The sequence below is a fragment of the Vibrio sp. 1CM23M genome (assembly GCF_023161755.1).
Lineage (GTDB): Bacteria > Pseudomonadota > Gammaproteobacteria > Enterobacterales > Vibrionaceae > Vibrio > Vibrio coralliirubri.
Window position 1 is genome coordinate 70,818 of the sequence record NZ_JALNTR010000002.1, and the last position, 21,120, is coordinate 91,937.

Annotated in this window: 22 protein-coding genes and 1 pseudogene; 17 read left to right on the forward strand and 6 right to left on the reverse strand. The window is 42.9% G+C overall.

Annotated elements, in window-relative coordinates; all coding sequences use genetic code 11:
- Nucleotides 1-109: 109 nt before the first annotated feature.
- Entirely contained in the window at nt 110-1,579 is a 1,470-nt protein-coding gene (locus MSG35_RS05630) for a transporter substrate-binding domain-containing protein (protein WP_282449828.1), read from the forward strand.
- Between the two features lie 133 nt (nt 1,580-1,712).
- Here the strand turns inward: MSG35_RS05630 and MSG35_RS05635 are convergent, their stop codons facing one another.
- Entirely contained in the window at nt 1,713-2,255 is a 543-nt protein-coding gene (locus tag MSG35_RS05635; RefSeq protein WP_048613988.1) for a DUF3332 family protein, read from the reverse strand.
- Between the two features lie 310 nt (nt 2,256-2,565).
- On the opposite strand from MSG35_RS05635, the gene MSG35_RS05640 reads away from it, so the two are divergent.
- Nucleotides 2,566-3,444, forward strand: coding sequence for a LysR family transcriptional regulator (locus MSG35_RS05640; RefSeq protein WP_048607017.1), 879 nt, complete (start codon nt 2,566-2,568; stop codon nt 3,442-3,444).
- Between the two features lie 107 nt (nt 3,445-3,551).
- On the opposite strand, the gene MSG35_RS05645 is transcribed toward MSG35_RS05640, so the two are convergent.
- On the reverse strand, nt 3,552-5,375 hold the full coding sequence (locus tag MSG35_RS05645) for a M4 family metallopeptidase (RefSeq protein ID WP_248383297.1): 1,824 nt from the start codon (nt 5,373-5,375) through the stop codon (nt 3,552-3,554).
- Nucleotides 5,376-6,013: 638 nt separating this feature from the next.
- Between MSG35_RS05645 and MSG35_RS05650 the strand changes: the two genes are divergently transcribed.
- Nucleotides 6,014-7,000, forward strand: coding sequence for a hypothetical protein (locus MSG35_RS05650; RefSeq protein ID WP_248383298.1), 987 nt, complete (start codon nt 6,014-6,016; stop codon nt 6,998-7,000).
- Nucleotides 7,001-7,022: 22 nt separating this feature from the next.
- Here MSG35_RS05650 and MSG35_RS05655 read toward each other — a convergent pair.
- A pseudogene (locus tag MSG35_RS05655) lies at nt 7,023-7,334 on the reverse strand (transposase); the annotation flags it as partial.
- Nucleotides 7,335-7,369: 35 nt separating this feature from the next.
- Here MSG35_RS05655 and MSG35_RS05660 point away from each other — a divergent pair.
- From MSG35_RS05660 to MSG35_RS05680, 5 genes are all read left to right on the forward strand, one after another.
- Nucleotides 7,370-7,819 (forward strand): GNAT family N-acetyltransferase, encoded by a 450-nt coding sequence (locus MSG35_RS05660; protein ID WP_082242229.1) that lies wholly within the window; start codon nt 7,370-7,372, stop codon nt 7,817-7,819.
- Between the two features lie 39 nt (nt 7,820-7,858).
- Nucleotides 7,859-8,755 (forward strand): hypothetical protein, encoded by an 897-nt coding sequence (locus tag MSG35_RS05665; RefSeq protein WP_248383299.1) that lies wholly within the window; start codon nt 7,859-7,861, stop codon nt 8,753-8,755.
- Nucleotides 8,756-9,098: 343 nt separating this feature from the next.
- Complete coding sequence (locus tag MSG35_RS05670) at nt 9,099-10,517, forward strand: SLC13 family permease (RefSeq protein ID WP_248383301.1); 1,419 nt, start codon at nt 9,099-9,101, stop codon at nt 10,515-10,517.
- Nucleotides 10,518-10,523: 6 nt separating this feature from the next.
- Nucleotides 10,524-11,879: an ATP-binding protein gene (locus tag MSG35_RS05675; protein ID WP_248383302.1), complete on the forward strand. Its 1,356-nt coding sequence runs from the start codon at nt 10,524-10,526 to the stop codon at nt 11,877-11,879.
- Nucleotides 11,866-12,339, forward strand: a complete 474-nt coding sequence (locus MSG35_RS05680; protein ID WP_017070648.1) for a response regulator — start codon at nt 11,866-11,868, stop codon at nt 12,337-12,339. Before MSG35_RS05675 ends, MSG35_RS05680 begins: the two co-directional genes overlap by 14 nt.
- A 105-nt stretch (nt 12,340-12,444) precedes the next feature.
- Here MSG35_RS05680 and MSG35_RS05685 read toward each other — a convergent pair whose 3' ends face one another.
- Entirely contained in the window at nt 12,445-12,606 is a 162-nt protein-coding gene (locus MSG35_RS05685) for a hypothetical protein (protein WP_248383304.1), read from the reverse strand.
- A gap of 138 nt (nt 12,607-12,744) precedes the next feature.
- Here MSG35_RS05685 and MSG35_RS05690 point away from each other — a divergent pair, with 138 nt between their 5' ends.
- The 7 genes from MSG35_RS05690 (at nt 12,745) to MSG35_RS05720 (ending at nt 16,503) form a co-directional block, all read left to right on the forward strand.
- The gene (locus MSG35_RS05690; protein ID WP_248383305.1) at nt 12,745-13,245 is read left to right on the forward strand and encodes an opioid growth factor receptor-related protein; all 501 of its coding nucleotides are present in this window, start codon (nt 12,745-12,747) and stop codon (nt 13,243-13,245) included.
- A 200-nt stretch (nt 13,246-13,445) separates the two neighbouring features.
- Nucleotides 13,446-13,886: a hypothetical protein gene (locus tag MSG35_RS05695; protein ID WP_248383307.1), complete on the forward strand. Its 441-nt coding sequence runs from the start codon at nt 13,446-13,448 to the stop codon at nt 13,884-13,886.
- Nucleotides 13,887-13,947: 61 nt separating this feature from the next.
- Complete coding sequence (locus MSG35_RS05700) at nt 13,948-14,448, forward strand: hypothetical protein (RefSeq protein ID WP_248383308.1); 501 nt, start codon at nt 13,948-13,950, stop codon at nt 14,446-14,448.
- 69 nt (nt 14,449-14,517) lie between these two features.
- A complete protein-coding gene (locus tag MSG35_RS05705; RefSeq protein WP_248383310.1) occupies nt 14,518-14,967 on the forward strand; it encodes a GNAT family N-acetyltransferase in 450 nt (149 codons plus the stop codon).
- Complete coding sequence (locus MSG35_RS05710) at nt 14,960-15,352, forward strand: hypothetical protein (RefSeq protein WP_248383311.1); 393 nt, start codon at nt 14,960-14,962, stop codon at nt 15,350-15,352. Before MSG35_RS05705 ends, MSG35_RS05710 begins: the two co-directional genes overlap by 8 nt.
- 89 nt (nt 15,353-15,441) lie before the next feature.
- A complete protein-coding gene (cyaB, locus tag MSG35_RS05715) occupies nt 15,442-15,993 on the forward strand; it encodes a class IV adenylate cyclase (protein WP_248383312.1) in 552 nt (183 codons plus the stop codon).
- 27 nt (nt 15,994-16,020) lie between these two features.
- Nucleotides 16,021-16,503: a tetratricopeptide repeat protein gene (locus tag MSG35_RS05720; protein WP_017087841.1), complete on the forward strand. Its 483-nt coding sequence runs from the start codon at nt 16,021-16,023 to the stop codon at nt 16,501-16,503.
- A 99-nt stretch (nt 16,504-16,602) separates the two neighbouring features.
- Here the strand turns inward: MSG35_RS05720 and MSG35_RS05725 are convergent, their stop codons facing one another.
- Complete coding sequence (locus tag MSG35_RS05725; RefSeq protein WP_017082702.1) at nt 16,603-17,631, reverse strand: methionine synthase; 1,029 nt, start codon at nt 17,629-17,631, stop codon at nt 16,603-16,605.
- 45 nt (nt 17,632-17,676) lie between these two features.
- Entirely contained in the window at nt 17,677-18,654 is a 978-nt protein-coding gene (locus MSG35_RS05730) for a DUF1852 domain-containing protein (RefSeq protein WP_050650628.1), read from the reverse strand.
- A 343-nt stretch (nt 18,655-18,997) separates the two neighbouring features.
- Between MSG35_RS05730 and MSG35_RS05735 the strand changes: the two genes are divergently transcribed.
- Together MSG35_RS05735 and MSG35_RS05740 are read left to right on the forward strand one after the other, a co-directional pair.
- Nucleotides 18,998-19,807, forward strand: a complete 810-nt coding sequence (locus tag MSG35_RS05735; protein ID WP_248383314.1) for a sulfite exporter TauE/SafE family protein — start codon at nt 18,998-19,000, stop codon at nt 19,805-19,807.
- Nucleotides 19,808-20,033: 226 nt separating this feature from the next.
- The gene (locus tag MSG35_RS05740; protein WP_248383316.1) at nt 20,034-21,038 is read left to right on the forward strand and encodes a metal-dependent hydrolase; all 1,005 of its coding nucleotides are present in this window, start codon (nt 20,034-20,036) and stop codon (nt 21,036-21,038) included.
- Nucleotides 21,039-21,120 lie beyond the last annotated feature (82 nt).

The window sequence follows — 21,120 nt, forward strand, 5'->3', positions numbered from 1 at the left end:
CAACGTTAAGAAATGTTCCTTTACGTTGAATCGCTTCTAGCCCGATAGCTCACATGCAGCACCTAGCATTATTGAGGGCTTTGGCTTAAACGCATTAGGAATAATGAATATGACGAAATTTAATGGCGCTTCACGTTTATCGAAGGTGTTGGTTTTTCTTTCACTTATTTCCAAATCGACTCTTGGTTTTGAAATACCCGACAACGCGCTCGAATCCTATGTGGGTGACTTCTCTGCGTTGCGTGAAAAAGGCGTTGTGCGTGTCTTAGTGTCTGGTGATATGGGGTTCTATCATATTGAAAATGGTAAGCCGAAAGGGATTCTTGCCGAGCAGATTTATTACTTTGATCAAGAGCTAAAGCTGCGTGACCCTTTACTGCGCGTTAAGGTGATTCCGGTTGAACGGAGCGAATTGCTCAATGCTTTGAATCAGGGGCAAGGTGATATTGCCGTCGCCAACCTAACCGTGACCAAACAGCGTGAGCAATTGGTCGATTTCAGTATTCCCATTCGTAGCGACATTGATGAATTGCTAGTGACAGGCCGTTCGACACCTTTGATTAACGACATCACCCAGTTACAGGGTAAAGAGGTATGGCTAAAGCAAAACTCCAGTTATATCAGCAGCGTCCACTCAGTGAATAAACAGTTAGAGAAGAACGGTTTAGCACCCATCTATATCCACTTGTTAAGTGACAACCTCCAAGATCTTGAATTGCTCGATTTGATTAAACGTGGACAAATTACCGCAACCATAGTGGATAGCCACAAGCTTGAACTGTGGGGTAACTTAGAGCAAGACATCAGAATCCATCACAATCTTGCCTTTAGACACAATGGCGATATTGCTTGGGCGATTCGCAAAAACAGCCCGCAACTGAAAGCCAAAATCGACCAATATTTGGAATATTCAAAGCAGGGCACGTTGCTGGGTAATGTCATCGACAATCGTTATCTCGAAAGCACGTCATGGATGAATAGAGCCTCTAACCCAATGCAAAATGAAGAGCGGGACAAGCTAGAAAAGCTGTTCATGGTTTATGGGGAAAAGTTCGAGATCGATTGGTTTATTTTGCTAGCGATGGCTTTTCAAGAATCAGGCTTGGATAACTCAAAAATATCGCATCGTGGTGCGGTGGGTATTATGCAAGTGATGCCTAAAACCGCAAAAGATTGGTATGTCGATATTGATAATGTTTACGACTTAGAAAGCAATATTCATGCAGGCAGCAAGTATCTGCGTTTTATCTATGACCGATATTTCGATTTGCCGGAAATCTCGGATATCGACAAAGTTCATTTTAGCTTAGCCGCTTATAATGCTGGACCAGCTAAGATCAGACGAATGCGTGTGCTTGCCGCCAAGCAAGGTTACAACCCAAATAAATGGTTTAATCATGTTGAAGTGGTTGCAAGACAAAATATTAGCCAAGAGCCTGTAAAATACGTCGCCAACATCAATCGATACTTCACTATTTACCAGCGATTGGATGAGTTTCAAGATACCCGAGAAGCGCAGCTGAGTAATATGACTCGTCAGCTAAACGTGAAACGTTTCTCTCCTTATTTTGCTTATTAGTGGCGGTTATTCGCCATAAGCCAAAACAAAAACGACAAACAAAAAAAGAGAGGTTAGCGACTAAACTAACCTCTCTTTTTATTGCTACTGACTAACTGAATTGATGGGGGTGTATCAGTTAATTCTACGTTGCTTAAGACTGCTCAGCCGAAGCCATGTACATCTGCATCTCTTCCAAGCTTGTTTTTGCAATCACTTGGTTATCAATAGAGTAATGAACTTCATCGCCGAAACGTTGACCCGTTAGAGTCGCGCGAGTACCGTCGTTGTAGGTTAGCTCAATTGCGATTTCGTCTTGGTTAAGTACTTTCATTTCACTGTGGTCAATCACATGCTTTGCCAATGGGTCGATAGGCGCTTCTGTTAGGCTGTCATCCAGTTGGTCATTAACATCAATGTAAGTATCCACCTTAGAATCGAAGATGTGTGGCTTCTTGTTGATTGGGTTCTTACCCGTCCAAAATTCCAGTGAGTTAAACACGATGTAATCGGCAGCAACGGTAATACCGTAAGCAGGGGCAAGTAACATGTTTAAGCCACCACGAGCGTAACGGTTATCAACGGCTTTAACGTTAAATTCCATTAGTTTACCAGTTACTGCGTTACTACCTACGCAGCCAAATAAAGTCACTAGGCTCGCTGAGATTATTATCGGTTTTACAAATCGGTTCATCATTCTCTATTTCTATATGTGTCTATTTAGGAATCGGGAATTATGTCAAACTCAAGCGTCTTCTAATATAACGCCATGCCTATACTAGATATCAGGAAAACCTATATCTTTATAAAAACCAGTCTGTTACCTATTTTCGAAGTTTATTCTTTAAATACTACCGTACTAGTTCGTGTCATTTTGTTTTGGCGTTTTAACAATGTTCTGTCATAACCCTAACTAAAATATGGGAATGGAAAGCGATAATTCACAGTCATTTAAACGATATTATTTTTATCGTTTATTTAAATACATGACTGCCTGAAGAGCTCGAATGAAACGATTTAACCTCAACCTCATATATTACTTTATTGCGATATATGAAGAAGGAAACCTGACGTACGCGGCAGAAAGGCTCAATATATCTCAACCTAGTCTCAGCGCGCACCTAAAGCAGCTTAGAGACGAATATCGGGATCTCCTCTTCGTTAGAAAATCATACACACTCGAGCCTACGCCAGTCGCGAACGACCTGTACCCAATCTTCAAGCAAGCACATAAGCTGGTTTCACACTCACTCCCTGAAACTCACGATTTCGACCCGAAAGAGTGTAATTACACCTTCAGAATTGCTGCGATGAGCATTTCAAGCAGCGTGATCTTGCCTCGTATCTTGGACAGGATTCAAAAAGAAGCCCCCAACTGCGTTATCGAAGTGGTGAACATCAAAGAAGACATGGCAACGGATATTCGAGAGAAGAAGATCGACCTTGTCGTCGACCTTACTAATGCCCACCCGACACTGCAGAGCCAAGAGATCTGGGGCGATGAACTGTGCGTGGTATGCAGCCAAAACCACTCGCAGATAGAAGAACAGATAACTTTAGAACGCTACTTAGCTGAAAAGCACGTGATGTTGACGCATGATAATTATCGAGTAAACCAGTTAACCGAGCTTCACAGCCCGATCTTTTCCGAAAGAAAGGTGGCGAGAAAGCTCAATTCCATCGCTGACTTTTCTGACACGATTTATAACAGTGATTGGATTGCAACTTTCCCTAAAGGGGTCGCAGACGCGTATTTTGATAAAGACAAAATAAAGCTGTTAGAGGTGCCATTTGAATACCTTACACCTTCATTGAGCGTGTATTGGCACAGCAACCGCAATGACGACATCGTGAACTTGTGGCTACGCGAACTGTTCACCAATTAAGTATGAAGTTAGCGTTGTGAAACGAAAAGCCTACTCATGAAAGAGTAGGCGTGTTGGTCTGTCTATTTCAAGACGAGCCATACAGTTTCGCTGTTAGTGTATGTCACTCAATCTAAACGTAATGTTAGGCCAGAGTAGTTTGAGTATCCGCGCAGTAACACATGATAGGTGATACCCGGTTGAGCGCTCACCCTGCACTGCTCATTGTTTCCAGGACGATAAGGACGGCAATCGTAACTCGATGTCGTTGGCTTGCTGCCCGATTTCACGTAAAGGTCGGCATCACCTGAACCACCAGACATTGAAACCATCACGCTGGATACAGAATCAACGGTGAACGTGTAGAAGGTTTCAGAGTATTGATTCCCACTTAGGTTCGCAATCGGTGTGCCTTTCGTTAGTACATTGCCAGTTGGAGGCGTGACACCACAACTCGCATTCACGCCTACGGTATTAAAAGCATCTTCAACATCGGCAACCACATAGCCCATGTCGGCTGCGGCTTTCGCTACGCCACAAGCACCGGCATCAAAGGTACTGTTTGCCGTCCAATACAATTGGTTTGCGACCGTAAAGATCTCAAAACCCTTACGCACATCCCAGCCAGACTTGTTCGCTAAAAGGTAAAACGCGCGGTTATAAACACCGCTAGATAAGTGAACGTTCAAGCCATCGTAATATTGCGAGGCGTGGTCAATCGAGCGACCATCTTTTGAAGGTTGATCAAAGTAACGCAAGCCACCTTCAGATTTGAATATATCGCTACCGACAATCCAATCCACATTGCCACGCAGGTAGTATTCAGCCGCTTCGCCCGCAATATCGGAGAAGGCTTCATTCATACCGCCCGACATGTTTCGGTACACAAGGCCGGAGTTTTGCTCGGTGAACCCGTGGCTGACTTCGTGAGCACTCACGTTGATATCGACCAATGGATAAAAGGTGTTTTTGCCATCCCCAAACGTCATGGATGAGCCATTCCAAAAGGCATTTTCATAATCGGTACCGTAATGAACTCGCATCGTCAGCTGGAAAGTTAAAGGCGATGTATTCATCCACTCTTTGTACATGTCGAATACGACATTACCAAAGTAGTGCGCATCGTTAAGAGGCGAGTAAGCACCGTTAATGTATTTGTGATCGGTGTAGTTGGTGCCGTCGGCACAGTTGTAACTGTAGGCTGCGCTGCCAGACGTTCCGTTCCTCAAATCGACTGTCTTAACAGAATCGTTTTCTAACGTACAAGTTGTGCCTGTTTTGTCGATGGGAAAGCTAGGGAAGTCGCTGCCATATTCATATCGAGTGGTTTTGATATTACCACCGGGGCCAGTGCCGGATGCTTTGGCGTGGTTTAACCCATTCCATTTTTGGAGTACATCACCAGTCTTGGCATCAATAAAGTAAAAAGGGCGCTCTGGCATAGACGAAGCGATAAAGAAATCGACCAGATACACGACTTGGGCGGTTTGGTTCTCGTCCAGTCTCACCATCAGTTTTGCATTTTTGTTTTCAATCGACTTTTTGCCGACAGTAAACGTGCGGTGAGAGGAAATAGCAGCTTCAATCGCTTGTTCCTGATTCAGCTTTGGCGCGATGCTGGATAAGTCTCCACTGATGCCTTGTGCCATTGAGCCGAATACCTGAGTGGGTTGGTTCTTGGAAAGGGTGGCGACAACGGAGGTGTCAAAGACGGGTAAACCTAGGTGAGTTTGTTGGTAGCGGACTTTGGTTTTTCCATTGGGCAATACCACCCGTTTAACTTCAGAAAAACCTAATTCTAGTGGGGCAACACTCTTCGACTGAGCGACGAGGCTCTGTTGTAGCAGTGTATCATCATCGACTCTGACCATTTCTGCAGCGTGTGCATTAAAGCCAAAAGATGTACCTAGAATGGCTGCTATTTTCCAGCTTAGTTGACGTTGTTGGTTCATTTTTCGTTCCTGATTTTAATATAAACTCCTTCTTCCCAACGGCTTTATAGGAAGTCTATATGCAACACGCTAGTGCCATGTGTTGCGAATCAAGATTGGAAGAGCATTTCGGCTTATGACAAGTTTTTTAGGGAGATTAAATTTTAGAGTATGTAATTCAAAGTTTACAAAAAATATTATTGATCAAATTGTTTTTATAAAATCTAATTTTATTATTTATCGTAACTTGATGATGGGGTAGGAGTTATTAAAATCCGCTTTGTTTGAATCTATAGAATGAATTTCTCTAAGCTAATTTCGATATTTTCCTGATTTCAACTTAATTACAAATGAGTAAATAAGTAGGTTTTTGGAAGTGTAAATATTGTCATTATTATCAATAGTAATCTTGTTTTAACAATACCACTAAGTACAGAACTCACCTTTTTTAACACTTAGTCTCGTTAGATAGGAAAACATCTACATTTTCATGTTCAATCACAAACTAAGAACGATAAGTCGTTGTTATGAATAAAGTAAGTCGCTTAAGATAAGCTGCATAAGAAACTAGACAGAAAAACCCTGCATTTAAATACAGAATTTCTCTGTCTAATAGCTGTTATATTTTTAATTGGCTAGGTTAGGCTCTAAGGATAAAGATGTATATTGAGTCACAAGAAAAAATTTACTATAGCAACAAAGAACCAATTCCGTTGGATGATGTTATCGCATCATTACAAGGGTATTCAGAATTAATAAAAATGCTTCCAACGGTGCTTGAACATCTTGATGACAGCCTCGTTATCGAAGACATCAAGGTTTACGTTGACGAGGTCAGTAAAGGTAGCCTTTGGGAGGTCTTACTAATTGGTTTAGCTTTTGGTAGTCAGCAATCACTAGACTGCCATTTGACTGGTGTAAACGACTGGGCTCATGAAAAACTTATGAATGCAGGAATAACTAACAAGAATATTCGAAACGGCTTGATTGTACTAGTAGCAATACTTGCTGTAACAGGAGCCTCTATGGCTCTTGATCATATGAAAAAGTTGCTTGGTGGGCGCGACGAGAGCACTGCTACAATCCAAGCAAACAATAATATATTCATTAATATAGGAGCTGAAGCATACGGTACAACGCCAGATGCAATTCAGTCTGTAATTGCTCATGCAATTGAGGTGCATGGTCAAACAAAGGTTGCTAAAGAAGCAAGAAAAATTATTGCACCAGCTAAGTTAGAGCAGGGAGCTGAAGTTAAGTTTTTCTCTGGTGCCAATGCATCTGATGCACCAATAGTAACTTTTGATAGTGAGTTGGTGGAGGCTCTTCCAAGTTATGATTTCAATGAGGGCGATGTATCTATCCCTCAAAATAACGTCGATGTTTACATTACTAGCATGGATCTGGAGCGTCATAAAACTGGCTGGGCTGCTCATATTCCTTCGATCTCCGAAAACAAAAGGATTCCAATTAGCTTTAACTCAGACGAGAATCTTGAGCAAATTGCTTTTGAGCGAAACTATAAAGCCAATATTACAGTCGTATATGGGCGTGACAAAAAGTCTGGAGACTTAAAACCAAAGCGTGCACTGATCACTTCATTAGGACAGAAGCTCGAAAAAGGTTTTAAAGACAAAAAAATATAACAAACGACTATGGCGTCAATGATTAGTTTTTGGCTGTATTTTCATCCCACATGGCGTCATCTCTCAGCATAGAGTTAAGGGTCACAACCATCTTTCGATCACACGCGATTATTGCGACTTTCTTAGGCTTTCCGGCAGCTAAAAGCCGAGCATAAGTCGCTTTGAATAGGGTGTTACATTGCATGGCTGCCATCATCACCATATATAAAACGGTTCGTACTTGCGCTCTACCGCCTTGGATTACGCGCTTACCTTTGTAGCGTCCACTTTCACGTGTAATTGGAGCTACGACAATATTTCCTATTTTGGGGACGCTCTGCAATATTGTATTTTTGATCATGCTGATTGAGTTGGCATTATGTGGCAGGTATGGAATTCGAATATAGAAAAGTAGAACCGAATCATAGAGATTTTCAGTTATTAATCGCTGAGCTGAATTTGTCACTTCGCCAGATTACTAATGACACAGGCGAAAGCTCTTTTGTATCTGACGCTTTTGACCCATCAAAAGATGGATGTATCGTGGTGTATCTAAATGATAGCGCTGTGGCATGTGGGGTATTTAGATATCATGAAAGTAATGTTTGTGAACTTAAGCGGATGTACTCTAACAAAGCCGGTGCGGGCTCATATTTATTGAAACAACTCGAATGTCTTGCGATTGAAAAAGGGTATCGAAAAGCTATTTTATCGACACGTAGAGTTAACTCAAAAGCGGTGGCCTTTTATTGTCGCCACTCTTACTCAGAATCCAGTGCATATGGTAAATATGTCGGTGTAGACCGTTCGATTTGCTTCTCAAAGATGCTAGTCACATAAACAACCAAATCTATACGGTCTTAGTTTCACGGAGGAAACATGACAAGCGACCAACTATTAGAAAAGGCACTTTATAGCAGTGCCAGCATCCACCAACCTCATTCTTTAAAAGCTTATTTGGCTGCGAATTATCTGAATGCTTATTTCGCTAAATCAGACAATGTGTGGCTTAAAACGAGTGAGCTGATAGACCAAACTGAGATTGAAGTTTTAGGCGAGTACTCTGCAACGGTGCAGGCGCCAAAGTTCTCAGATTTTCGTATTCATAGGATATTGGGAAACGGGGTATACCCAGCGGCGTATGCTGCTTTAATGCAGTGGTATGAGAATAAGGGCTTTCAAGATATCTTCTCGTATTACGTTTGGCAGGCTTCTCAAACAAGCGAATACCTTTCCCACAATGTGACTATCTTATTGGCGTTGAATCGAGTTTACCGTGAGTTAGATCCGTCTCAAGTTCCAGCATTCCTTAACCGCTTCACTGAATTTGTCACATCCACTCGTTCTGACGGCGACCGAAGCACTGACATAAGCCAAGTCGTAGAGCTCAATAGCGTATTACAAGTATGCTTAAAGCAGTTTGGTTTCTTTGGACATAACCTAATTACGCTTACGTGGATATTGCGTTGTAAGGAAGACTTATCGAAAGAGCAATATGACGCAATGCTTTCTAATCTTTATCGACAGGCCAATAGCCCTTTGGAAGATCCTGACGATGAGATTGATCAAGCTATCTTGGCGCAGTGTCAAAGCTCGGATAATTCAGATGAGCTCTATGACAATGTGCACCGATTGGTCTTTGCTTATACATTGAATCTGCATCAGATAACCCTAGCGGATGCATTGTGTTTTCTTCACGAACGATTCCCTGAACATGCAGCAGAACTAAAATGTGTCGCAGAGTATCAGTGTCGTTTGTTAGAACAGTCAATTTAGAGATAGAGCCACCCCGTATCGTGGGGTTCTAAGTCGATACGACAAGTTTCAGGCATACCTAACCCAATGAGTTTGTTCCGCGTTTTTATCAGAAGTGGCCCTCAATTTATGGACATGACTAGAAACGTAGAAATCACTCTCCTGAATTTAATTTCAACAATAAATGACATACAAACATTGAGGTAGCGCACAGAAACGAAACTGGGGGTATCGCGATCACGTAATCATTGATCTAGCCGATAGTGAGATAGCGATAAGAGCTCGATAATTCGTTGTCGGATCTAAATTAGAGCTGTAAATCTAATTTCTAAGTAGTTGTTATCTCAGGAAGAGTTTTTGTGCTATGCGCCCCTATATTAAATACATTATCCCAATTTTAATTCCTTTCATTATCCTCGTAATGCCGCTATCAGCGTTTCCATTTGAAGGCCTTACGATTATTCAACAACGCGTTATTGCGATCTTTTTATTAGCGGCATTGTGCTGGGTGTTCGAGCCTATCCCGATTTACGCGACGTCTGTTGTTATTATCGTTCTGCAATTATTGATGTTGTCGAATAAAGGGCTGATCTTTTTAAGGTTTGATCATGGGGAGGAACATTTTGGTGAGTTGTTAAAATACAGCGATATCATGGCGACATTCGCCAGCCCAATCATCATGCTGTTTTTGGGCGGTTTTTTCTTAGCGATGGCCGCCACTAAATATCGATTAGACGTAAACTTAGCTCGCGTGTTGTTGAAGCCATTTGGACAAGACCCAAAGTTTGTGATGCTCGGCTTAATGTTGATCACCGGTATCTTTTCGATGTTTATGTCTAACACGGCAACAACGGCAATGATGCTATCTATTTTAACGCCGGTACTGGCTGTGTTTGGCCCGAAAGACCCTGGTCGTGTAGCGTTTGCGCTTTGTATCCCCGTTGCCGCTAACATCGGTGGCATTGGAACCCCGATCGGTACCCCGCCGAACGCTATCGCACTTAAATATTTAGTTGGCGATAACCTCATTACGTTCGGTGAATGGATGGCATTTGGTGTGCCGTTTGTCGTCATTATGATGGCGTTAGCGTGGTTTTTAATCGGCTTTATGTACAAAGCTGACCAAAAGAAAATCGAACTAAGTATTAAAGGTAAATTCCTTAAAACACCAAAAGCCATTGCGGTATACGTCACTTTTGCGCTCACCATCATTCTTTGGTTAATGGGTTCAAGCCATGGCATGAACTCTTACACCGTCGCTCTGATTCCTGTCGCTGTGTTCTCTCTCTCCGGGATCATCAATAAAGAAGACCTGAAGAAAATTTCTTGGGACGTATTGTGGCTTGTATCAGGTGGTATTGCGCTTGGTTTAGCTCTCGATAAAACTGGCTTAGCAAGGCTCGTGGTACACAGTATTCCGTTTGATACCTACTCACCATATGTGGTGTTGTTCGGAGCGGCGTTCTTGTGCTTGGTCATGGCAAACTTTATGTCTCATACCGCAACGGCTAACTTGTTAATGCCAATTATGGCTGCATTAGGTTCGTCTATGGCTTCACTCACGCCACTAGGCGGTGAGTTAACGTTAATTCTGGTTGTGACTTTTGCCGCTTCATTAGGTATGTCGCTGCCAATCAGTACGCCACCGAATGCGCTGGCTCATGCCACTGGTCATGTGCAAAGTAATCAAATGGCCAGAATCGGTATTATTTTGGGTGTGGTTGGTGTGCTATTGAGCTTTGTTATGGTGTGGCTGCTACATTCAATTGGTCACATAGGGTAACGATACGTGTATCAACAAAAGCTAGAAGCACTGATCGAGCGCTATTTTAACCAAACAGAACGTCGGGTGACGTGCTGTGCCGGTAACACCATTATTGAACAATCAGCGTTAAACACTCGTTTATATTATGTGTTGAGTGGGGAACTGGAAGGGTTTTATTCCGAAGATAATACACCGCAAGTGCGAGTATTTAGCGCGGGTAGTGGGGCTTTTATAGGCGTTCATAGCTTCTTTTCAGGCAATTGGACTGCATCTTCAACGGTTGTTGCTAAAACCGATGTTGAGTTAGCGTGGATCGATAAAGACACGCCTGCAGAAGATGAACGTAAATTTGGTCCTCTTACCGCACAGTTCACACCTGTGATTGTCAATGAGTTGTCGCGTCGTCAACGCCGCGCAACACAAGAAGCGATAGCGAAACAAAAAGCGCTAGAGAAGTTACATACTGCTGAGCAAATGACGACCTTGGGTCAATTAGCTGCAGGGATTGCCCATGAACTTAACAACGCTATTGGTGTAGTAAATAGTAAATCTGGCCGACTTGAAACTGTCATCATGGATCTGCTTGAAGAAGTGCATCCAGAAGCCAGTCAATTTTTCGATTTTGGGTTAATGCATGGTCAGAAAACGTCGTCGTTAGAAGCACGAACACGTGGGCGACAATTTGAAAGAAAATATGGTTTAGACAAAAACATTGCACGCTCTCTTGCAAAGGCGGTTCCAATTGACGCGTTATCTGCAACAGACGTTATTTCAAAACATTGGCTGAAAAACCCAGAAGAAGCGATTCGTTTTTGGCAGATGGGCTGTGATTTACATGATCTACGTTTGGCATCTAGACACACCGTCGGCATCGTAAAATCGGTTAAACAACTTGGCAGAACGGATATCGACACCGAAGAAGCGGTTGATATTAACGACTCCATTAATCATGCCTTATCGTTGTTACAAAGTGAGTTGCGTAGAGTGTCTGTGCGATTGAGCCCTGCGGATTTACCGTCTTTTAAAGGCTCGAAAACAGAGCTCGTTCAGATTTGGGTCAACATTGTAAAGAATGCTTGTGATGCAATGTCGAATTCAGACGATGCCACAATAGAAATTCAAACCAGATTAAGTAAGAAAAGAATATTAGTTACGATCACGAATAACGGCCCTGAGATAGACGAGGCGACTCGTAGAAAGATATTTCAGCCCAACTTCACCACTAAAAAAGGTGGTCTATCGTTTGGATTGGGCTTGGGTTTATCAGTAGTTAAGCGGATTGTGGCAGGTTATGGCGGAAGTATCATTGTGAAAAGTGATGCTTCTAAAACTGTATTTAGAATCAAGTTACCAATAGAGGGTGAACATGGAGAAGCTTAATTTAATCTGTGTCGATGACCAGAGAGAAGTACTGAGCGCAGTGATACAAGATTTAGAGCCGCTGGCGAGTTGGCTGAATATTGAAGATTGTGAATCAGCGCAAGAAGTGCTTGATCTCATTGATGAACTTGACGCAGAAGGCGAACACATTACCGTCATCGTGTCTGATCATGTGATGCCAGGGAAAACGGGTGTGGAGTTACTCACTGAAGTGTTCCATGACAGCCGCTTTCCGAATACAAAGAAAATTCTTCTTACGGGGCAGGCCACTCATACTGATACCATCAATGCGATTAATGCAGCAGGCATCGACCGTTACTTTGAAAAGCCTTGGCAAGCAAGCACATTGGTTGAGTGCATTCGTACTCTTGTCACTGAGTACATATTTGATCAAGGGCTTGATTACACGGACTATCAGAATGAGCTCGACCAGCAGGTTGTGTTGAGGCGCTTGCGCTAGTCTCTTGAAATTCAATGCACCGAAGGACGCTTTCTGAAGGGTTTTTCGTTGAAAGATGTAATCCTTCGGTGCTTATTTTACCTACCTCTTTTAGTCGTTCAGGTTTTAGTACTCAGTTATTAACACACTGGTTGCTGGCTTAAGTCTAAAACTCATACGCAACGCCAACGCCAACCAAAATTGAAGTTCATGCATAGTCTTTATACACCACATTAGTGCCGTTCCTGCCTCTAGGTAACGCCAGCGGGTGCGTTGTGTTTTCTTCACGAGCGATTCCTAACGCGTGGGATGTGGAGTTCTAAGTCAGATCGGTACTTACAGCGTAAAGGACTAGGCTTTTCACGGTTTACTAGGTAATAATGCATTCGCCCACAAGTGGGGGCTTATAGTCAGTAGGATTTGAAAATGAGTGAGATTGCTCGCTTTATATCAGGTGAAGTGCCAGATAAATTTGGTCGAAATATAGAACAGTTATTGGCTTACAATCATTTTTGGTTGGAGCATGACCATAAGTACATTCAAGTATTTTTCCCAATAGATGAGGGGACTGAGTTTAATCAACATGCCCCGTTGGTTACTCAAGAAGATAAGGCGATTTTTGCTGACTCTGAAGCGCTTCGCGCTGCTCATCTACAAGTGCTTGACCTGATGCTTGAGTTTTGGGGCATGCAGCGGAACGGGAATGAAATATCTTCATCTTTACCGCTTAGCCCGGCTAATCACGTATGGTTAAAGAATCATGACCATAACCAGCTAAGACTAACGCGAGCCATTCGCAGTTTATACTTGTTAGGTAATGAAGAAGTCGCAACTCGCTTATGTGAGTTTCTAGTATCAGCGGCGAGCGAGACAGGCTCGGTGTCGGAGAAAACCGTTCAGTATTGGCGCAATGCCCTAGAAGGTTAGGCTTTTCTGTGCAGATCTTTCGGCTCTGCACATCATTGATTCTCAATGCGCGGCATTTTTGTACGATGCCGCTTTCTCTATATTCAACATTTGAATGCAATTTGTGGAATATGTCAAAATTAATTAAGTTGATGGTAAGTTATTACTTTTCATTATGTTAGGGTTCTTTTCTTAAGGTCAGTTGATTAGGGAAGAGGCTCATGAAAAAGGGATTTGTGATAGCGATATCAATCGGCTTTGTTGTCTTCTTCCTTGTTGGTCGTGAGCTTCAGTGGTTCGGGTCCAGTAATTCCGAGTCGTTTCCTAAACTTCCTGATAGTCCCCAATTTGCTCCCTCTACCGATTTCGACGGTGAGTGGCTAGGCCGTCGTATTAACACCACTGGCAATAATATGTGTGAACGCACAACCATCACCGGAACTATTCGTGAGGGTAAGGCTACTCTAAGGCTTACCTACAACGGAACACCGTTAGAGGGCTGGGTGACGGAAAGCGGCGACTTACGTTTATATGCTAAACATCGCCAATGGGATTATCGTTTTTCCGCACATGGCAGTGGCAGTAGATTTGACGGCCGATGGCACTTAACCAATGGACCGTGCCAAGGAACTTGGTTTCTAGAAAAGGTCGATGGCAAGTAGGGCTGTTACTACAAGACGCTGTTTAAAATTGACCAGCATAAGGTTCTTTTAGGAGAGATAAGTGATCAGATTAATCGCCGTGTTCATTGTGGCTTTCGGGCTAGGCGCATATGCGAGCTTACATGTTTTGACAGACTATGTTGTGAGCATTAAAGACAGTCATAAAGCTGCGGTGCGGCAAGGTTTTGAAACCTATAAATATGCCAATACAAAAGACCTTGCCCCATTAATTAAAACATCGAACTTGTTAGCTCGTTATAGTGCTTGTGAGTTAGAGGGAGATGAAGGCGATGCGATTGCATTAACCCTGTCTATTAACGCTATTTCCTTTGGGATGTTATCGAAGCAAGCGTCTGACCTCGATCAAGAGACCTTTAGGACTGGTTTGATGATGTACGGAAAACTCAAAGACAACGAGAAAGCGTCTGCTCAGTTAACTGAAATACTTACTGCGTACTGCAAAGATAGTCTTCGCTATCTATACGACTGTGAAAAGCTTTCTAATTTGTTAGGCGAAGAATGGGATACACAATGGGAGGAAGTGAAACCAGAATGTACCTAAAAGTGATTCAACATATGCGGCATTTTGCTATGCCGTATTCAGATGTGATTTGAAAACAAAGGACACAATATGGAAGTAAGGCTGGTCAAAGGTTCAGACCCTAAGTTCGCTGAATCGATCACCAAAACGAATATGGCGAGTTACTACCAAGTGCGTGGAATCACTTGGGGTCATAGTCAGTTTTTACGTAGCTGGGATGAACTAGATAACTATGAAATTTATGTCGGGGATCGCCGTATTGGTGTTATCCGCTTCAGTTACACCAGTGGTACAACGTTTCTTAGGGACTTGCAGATATTAGCTGACTACCAAGGTCGAGGTTTTGGCTCTAAGTGTCTCGATTTAGCTATTGAACATGCGAACAATCAAGCATCCACTCAGTTAGTGTTGCGCGTGTTCAGTGAGAACCCCGCGATTAAGCTTTATCAATCAAAAGGTTTTACTGAGTTGTCTGAAGTGAAAGGGCTCGTTGAAATGGAGCTGCTTTTAGGATCATCATTGAGAGAGTGCCATGGGTAACCGTATCCGATTAAATTTTGTTAGATACTTATTTTCAGAGTTACTGTTTATTGTTATTGCACTAGGTATTGTCTATTGGATATCAGACGGTGATCGTTCATCGCTGCTAACCATAGGGCTGATAATTTATGTTCCTCCACTAATTAAAATTCTAATGTTGTGGTGGAAGCTTCGCGATAGCTCATTTGAAATCACGAACGGTCATGTGCGTTTAAATGGCGTAGCTTGCGATGTGACTTTACAGCGTAGCTTTCTTCCGTTTGAAATTGGCTCATTCATCAAGCTTTCATACACGAAAGGTGCAATGCAGAAACACAATATTTACCTTTCTAAAGGCGCTATGAGCCAAGAAGAATGGCAGCGTGTGTTAGCGTGTCGAACATAGTTGCACTGCTTTAGTTTGTGTTGTGCGTCCGTTTGTATTTCGGATTTGGTTCGTGTGCTAGTATCACCTTTTTTGCACCGAGCTATCTTATGACTAACGACCATTTCAAAGGCAAATATGAGGTTGAGCTGAAGTATCGACTTAGCTCTAAGTCTGAGTTCTTGAAAACTTTGAACCTAATTCCTCATGAAGTAATGCTGCAAGACAATCAGGAATGTGATTGGTATTTTGATAGCCCTGATAGAAGCTTACAGGCTCAGAACAAAAGCTTGTGTATTCGTACTATGGAGCCGTCGGGCATTAAACTATGGATCGTAAAAGGCCCTGAGCCTGATCGATGTGAAGCGACAAACATCACGAATGCGTCGAATGCGAAGAGTATGCTTGAAAACTTGGGTTACGAAGTGACTCTTAAAGCGCAGAAAACTCGCAGTATTTACTTTGTTGGAGAGTTCCATATCACGGTCGACTCTCTTGCGGGTATTGGTGATTTTGCTGAATTTGCAATCATGACGGACGATGAATCTAAGTTGTCTGTGTATAAAAGTGAGCTTGAGTTGTTAGCCAATAAATTCGGCCTGACTCAATCGGCACTGCAAACTCAGTCTTACAAACAGATGTTCGAAGAAATGAACGCATAGCACAGCGCTTAAGCGACAGGGAGAGTTATGGACACCATTATCAAACAAGCTATCGAATTGCGAAAAGAAGAAAAGTATCAAGAGTCGCGTGACTTACTGGCAACGCTACTCACTGATGAAAACTATGCGGCGAAAGCTCATTTACAGATTGCTTGGTCTTACGACAACCAAGGCAAAGAGCAACAGGCGATTGATCACTATGTGCTGTCTCTGTCTGGCGTGCTTTCTTCAGTAGAGCGTTTTGATGCGCTGTTCGGTTTGGCGAGTACTTATCGAAGCCTTGGCCTTTATGCAGAGGCTTTAGGCTATTTCGAACAGACTATGGCTGAGTATCCTGACTCGATAGAAGTGAAACCTTTCTACGCAATGTGTTTGTACAATTTAGGTCGCCATAAAGAGGCGACATCGCTGTTACTTGAGCTTTTAGTTTCCACGACGAATAGCGAAGCGATCAAAGAGTACCAACGAGCGATCTCTTTATATGCTCAAGACTTAGATAAAACCTGGTAAACAGCCCTGTATAAAGCTCCTTAACTCACATAACAAAAAGCCTAAGCATCAATGTGATACTTAGGCTTAAAGACATAGTTTTTGTTCGTTAGGGAAGCGTTACGCTGAAAGCTCTTTACGAACGATCTCTGCGCCAGCACTGAGCGCATTAAGCTTCGCTGAGGCAATTTCGCGAGGCAGGGGAGCCATGCCACAGTTGGTGCAAGGGTAGAGCTTATCGGCATCAACGTACTTAAGTGTTTCTCGTAGAGTGTTAGCCACTTCTTCCGGTGTTTCAATAGAGTCTGTAGCAACATCAATCGCACCGACCATCACTTTCTTACCTCGTACCAGTTCAAGTAGCTCAAGAGGTACATGAGAGTTGTGACACTCTAAAGAGATAATATCGATATTCGATTGCTGCAGCTTAGGAAATACTTCTTCGTATTGGCGCCACTCGGTGCCTAATGTCTTTTTCCAATCCGTATTCGCTTTAATGCCGTAGCCATAACAGATATGCACTGCTGTTTCGCACTTTAGCCCTTCAATGGCTCTTTCCAAACAAGCAATGCCCCAATCGTTCACTTCATCAAAAAACACGTTAAACGCAGGTTCATCGAACTGAATAATATCAACGCCTGCTGCTTCTAGCTCTTTCGCTTCTTCGTTGAGGATCTTGGCAAACTCCCACGCCAGTTTTTCACGGCTTTGGTAATGCGCATCGTAAAGTGTATCTATCATGGTCATAGGCCCCGGAAGAGCCCACTTAATAGGTTGGTCGGTTTGCTGACGTAAGAATTTCGCATCTTCGACAAACACGGATTTTTGGCGAGAAACAGGGCCAACCACTGTAGGCACACTTGCATCGTAACGGTCGCGGATTTTAACAGTTTCACGCTTTTCAAAATCAACGCCATTCAGATGTTCAATGAAGGTCGTTACAAAGTGCTGACGTGTTTGTTCGCCGTCACTCACAATATCAATGCCTGCTTGCTGTTGCTCGTGCAGAGAGACACGCAGCGCATCTTGTTTACCGTCTGTGAGTTCATCGCCTTGAAGTTTCCATGGCGACCAAAGCGTCTCTGGTTGTGCAAGCCAAGACGGTTTCGGCAAGCTGCCCGCTGTTGAAGTCGGTAATAGTGTTTTCATAATAATACTGCCTATCCTTGGGTGGTTTGAGAGCGCAATAGACGATTAAAGTGCGTAATTTGCCGACCAGTTCTCTAGAACTGATTGGTATGGCTTAATGAACTTCTCTTCTGCGAATTTACCTTGTTCAACCGCTAGCTGGCTTCGTTCTTCACGGTCATACACGATTTGAGTCAGCGAGTGATCCAAGTTTTTCAAGTTTGGTTGGTAACAGTTGCCTGCAACCGCGTTCGCGTTGTAAATCTCAGGACGGTAGATTTTCTGGAACGTGCCCATGGTACTGATGGTGCTGATAAGCTCTAGGTTCGAGTAATCGTTCAATAGATCACCAAAGAAATAGAAAGCCAAAGGTGCAACACTGTTTGGCGGCATGAAATAACGAACCTGTAAGCCCATCTTCTTGAAATATTGTTCAGTTAAAGAAGACTCATTCGGTTGGTATTCAAAACCTAATACTGGATGTTGGTTTTCAGTGCGGTAATAGGTTTTATTATCTGACACGCTTAAGCAAATAACAGGTGGTTTATTAAAGTTCTTTTTGTAAGCGTCAGAGTTAACGAAATATTTAAAAAGCTTGCCGTGTAAATCACCAAAATCTTCTGGAATGCTGAATTTATCTTGGTCTTTATTATGATCCAATAGACGTACGCTAAAGTCATAATCTCGAACATAAGAAGAGAAGTTATTTCCGATAATGCCTTCTATACGCTCGTTAGTTTTACGGTCTAGAATATTGGTTTTCAGCACTTCAATTGAAGGGAATGCTTCGCCGTTGCTTTCAATGTCCATATCAACAGAAATGATTTCAAGCTCAACAGAGTAGCGGTCGCCCTTCGGGTTATCCCAGTGTGCTAAAGCGTTGAAACTGTTATCGATCATCTGTAGTGCGTTACGTAAATTCGCTTGACGGCTATCGCCACGAGCCAGGTTAGCAAAGTTGGTTGTGATACGCGTGCTGTCTGCAGGCTGGTAGTTTTCGTCGAGGCTAATGCTCTTAATCGTAAAATTAAATTCTTTATTCATGCTGATTTGGTATCCCAATTTGTTTTCTGATTCTCTCGGTCTTTAGTATTAAAACGGCTTTTATTTTTTGCTTGTGACCGGATTAAGAATCGAAGGCTATGCTGTCTGAAATTAATGCTTAGTAGAATTAATGTCGTATAAAGTTAATCGCTTAAGGTTTTTATACGTGGATAGGTTGACCATTAACAATGGTATTACTTCACATTCAACATGAGGAATATTCATGATCTATTCTGTTTGAATATTTAAGTCGGTGTCAGTTATATTAATTAACTTGATGGAAATATGACCATATTAATAGTGTGTTATTTAAGACGATTAATTTAATTAAGAGATGGATAAAATGAGTGATTTGCTGTTGTTGATTTTCTACTGTGCGTTACTGGGCAGTGGTGTTGGGTTTCTAGCCGGTTTGTTAGGTATTGGCGGAGGGCTGATCATTGTTCCCGTGTTAAGCAGCATTTTACTGTATTTAGAAGTTCTACCGTCTGACCAAGTTGTTGTCGCGGCGATCGCTACCTCGTTGGCATCGATTCTGTTCACCTCTACTTCTTCTGCACTTGCTCACCACAAGAACGGCAACGTGCCTTGGGATTTAGCACCTTGGATCATGTTGGGTGTTGCTCTTGGTGCTTTGGTCAGTGGTTTTATGGCTGCGTTACTGCCGGAAAAGGTGGTTCGTATCGTGTTTGCTGTGAGCGTAGTGCTTATCGCAATTAAGATGTTCTTAAGCAGCAAAAATGATGCACCTAAGGAACGAAAACTGCCGAACAAAGGCGTGCTCACTGTGCTGACAACCATTACGGGTGGCTTATCTGCCATGATAGGGATTGGTGGCGGTGCATTGCTGGTTCCACTATTAACGTTCTTCTCTGTTGATATGAAAAAGGCCATTGGTTGTGCCTCGGCTTGTGGCATTGTGATCGCGTTGTTTGGCTCGATAGGTTACATCAGTTCAGGCAGCAGCCACTTTGCTCTAACCGACGGTTTTGCTGGCTTTGTTTATCTGCCTGCGCTGCTAGGTATCGTGTGCACCTCTTGGTTTACGGCTCCGTTGGGCGCAAAAGCCACCAATCATTTACCAGTTCCAACGATTAAGAAAATCTTCTCAGTACTGCTGGTGGTTATCGCAGCAAGCATGGTTGCTCGTTAATTACAGATCGTTCAAGTGTGAATATATAGGACAAAAACGAATAAATTGATCCACCACCAATAATTAGAAAAGGGCAGTTTCATAACTGCTCTTTTTTGTTTATCGGTCTATGCTTATACAGCTATGTACATGAGTATATTGATAAAACCGTTTAGTTATGAACAGTTCACCGCTATAGCTAAATGTATCTTGTTTGATTCAACGGAATGCTATCAATGAGTGGTTTATGGATCCTTTAACGCAGGGCGTGTTAGGCGCTTCTTTGTCACAATCGGCCAGCAAAAAACAACATGTGGTTGTTGCTGGGGTATTAGGGTTGCTCTCCGGGTTGGCGCCAGATTTGGATGCACTGATTAAGTCTCAAAGTGACCCTTTGTTGGCTTTGGAATTTCATCGACAATTTACCCATTCACTCTTCTTTATTCCCATTGGTAGTTTGATCTGTGCCTTAGTTCTACACCACCTGATTGCAAAAAGGCGTGGGCTTTCTTTCAAACAAAGTTGGCTGTTTTGTGCTCTGGGTTATGGCACTCATGCACTGTTAGACGCTTGTACCACTTATGGCACGCAGTTGCTTTGGCCTTTCACCAACGCGCGTTTTGCTTGGAACACTATCTCAATCATCGATCCTGCTTATACGCTTCCCATCCTAATGTTGCTTGTGTGTGCAACGTTGAAACGAGCGCCTTGGCTCGCGCGTGTCGCGTTTGCTTGGGCGCTAATTTATCCAACATTAGGGATGATTCAGCGAGACAGGGCAGAGGCGGTTGGCTGGCAATTAGCGCAAGAAAGGCAACACACGCCGATCCGATTAGAGGCAAAACCAAGCTTTGCGAATATCTTAGTTTGGAAAGTGGTGTACGAAACAGAGGCTCAATATCATGTAGACGCAGTGCGGGTTGGCACATCGGTAAACGTATACCCTGGAGAGTCGATAGCGAAACTGAATGTTAGCAGGGATTTGCCTTGGCTAGACCCAGATTCCCAACAAGCCAAAGACATTGAACGTTTCCGCTGGTTTTCAAATGGTTATATCGCTCAGGACCCAACAGACGAGCTGCGTATTATCGATGTCCGATATTCAATTGTACCAAATCAAATGAAAGCACTATGGAGCATCAAGCTATCAAAAGCAGTTGATGCAAACGCGCATGTAAAATACGAAACTCATAGAGACAACACGCCAGAGTCGAGACAGGTCTTCTTCGGTATGCTCACTGGCGATAAATGATCTAATTCTGAAAAGTACAAAGGCTGAGTCAGATAATCTGCTTAGCCTTTTTTTTCGTCTATTTAACTGGTCGATGCTATAT